2 protein-coding genes are annotated in these 1,582 nt (G+C 68.2%); both read right to left on the bottom strand.

Going from position 1 to position 1,582, the window contains the following annotated elements; all coding sequences use genetic code 11:
• Nucleotides 1-331 (bottom strand): lipocalin-like domain-containing protein (locus tag CF161_RS00060; protein WP_020294474.1); only part of this gene is annotated, 331 nt, incomplete at its 3' end.
• On the bottom strand, nucleotides 321-1,582 hold a 1,262-nt coding region (locus CF161_RS00055), incomplete at its 5' end, for an ABC transporter permease (protein WP_020294473.1). The genes CF161_RS00055 and CF161_RS00060, both read right to left, overlap by 11 nt.

The following is a 1,582-nucleotide window of genomic DNA, read 5'->3' as shown; positions in this document are numbered from 1 at the left end:
CGTGCCCCAGCCACACCACCGGCGCGCCCCAGCCAGGCTGCTCGGGGCCGGGGCGCAAGGCGCTGCGAAACAGCGTCCATTGCACGCCGAAGTGCTGGCCTTGCGGGTCCACCAGGTCGGCGGTGAGGTACCACCATTCGATGCGAAACCCCTCATGGGCACCGTGGTCGGCGGGAAAGCCGAACGTCCGGCCCGGCACCACCTGGGCGAAGTCGGCCGCCTGGTTGCCCAGCCCGGCGAAGCCCTGTTGCGGTGCGGCGGGCTGATCACAACCGCCCAGGCACAGGCCCAATGCCAGTAACAGGCGACGGCATGTCCGATCAATGCTCATCGGCAAACGTCCTCAGCAGGTCCACGGGTTGCGTGCGGTACAGCGTGTACAGCGGCCAGGCCGACGCCAGCAAAGTGGCCAACAGCGCCAGCCCCAGCAGTTGCAGCAACTGCCAGGGGAACACCCGCAACGGCAGGCGCCAGCCGAAGGCTTGAACGTTGATCACGGTATCCAGGCACCAGGCCAGGGCGATGCCCAGGGGCAGCGCCAAAACCAGGGTCAGCGCCGCCAGCAGCCAGGTCTGGCCCAGGTTGAGCAGCATCAGTTGGCGCCGGGTCACGCCCAGGGCCCACAACGGCGCCAACTGGCCCAGGCGGCTCTGGCTCTGGGTCAGCAGGCTGATAAACAGCGCCACACCGGACACCCCCAGGGTCAGGCTATTGAGGGCCGCCGTGGCGGCGAAGGTGCGTTCGAAGACCTGGCTCGACCAACCCTTGAGCTGCACCTGATCGATGATCCGGCTGTCGTCGAGGGCAAACTGCTGGTGCAAACGGCTGACCAGGGGGCCGATGGCCGACGGCTCGATCCGCAGGTTGAAACGGCTCGGCGTCAGTTGCGGCCAGTGCTGCAGCAGGTGCCCGGCGTTGACCAGGATATGGCCCTTGGGGTTGCCGTAGTCGGCGTAGATCCCCACCACCTGCGGCGCCCATTGGCCTTCAGGCACCGGGATCGGCAAGCGGTCGCCGACACGTACCTTGAGCCGACGCGCCAGCTGTTCGTTGAGCATCAGGCTGTCGTCCCGGGCCAACTGGTCCCAGGGCTGCTCGCCCAGGGCTTCCAGCAGCGGCCAGTGCTGGCGGTAGGTCGGATGGTCGATGACCCCGTACAGCTCCGCCGGCCAGCCCTGCAATTGCACCGGCACCAGCCAGCTGGGCAGCAGCGCTGTGACTTCCGGCTGCGCGGGCAGCCACTGTTGCAGCTCTCGGGCCTGGGCCGGGCCCTGGGGATTGAGGTACAGCTCAGCGGTCAGGCGCTGTTCGAGCCAGTCAGTGAAGGTCTGGCGAAAGCCCGAGGTCATGCTGCCGGCGCCGATATTGGCCGCCAGGGCCAGCAGCAGCGCCATCAACGCCAGGCTCAGGGCCGGCAGTTGCTGACGGCAATCGGCGACAAACCACTGCCCCAGTACCGAGCGACTGCGCCCCAGCAGCCCGCCGAGCACGGCATCGAGCAGCACCGGCAACCCCAGGGCCGCCCCCAGCAGCAAGGCCGCCATCAGTACAAAACCGCTGCTCAGGCTGTCCCCCAGCCACC

Source organism: Pseudomonas sp. CF161 (genome assembly GCF_000416215.1).
Lineage (GTDB): Bacteria > Pseudomonadota > Gammaproteobacteria > Pseudomonadales > Pseudomonadaceae > Aquipseudomonas.
This window is presented reverse-complemented; position numbering and strand designations above follow the sequence as displayed.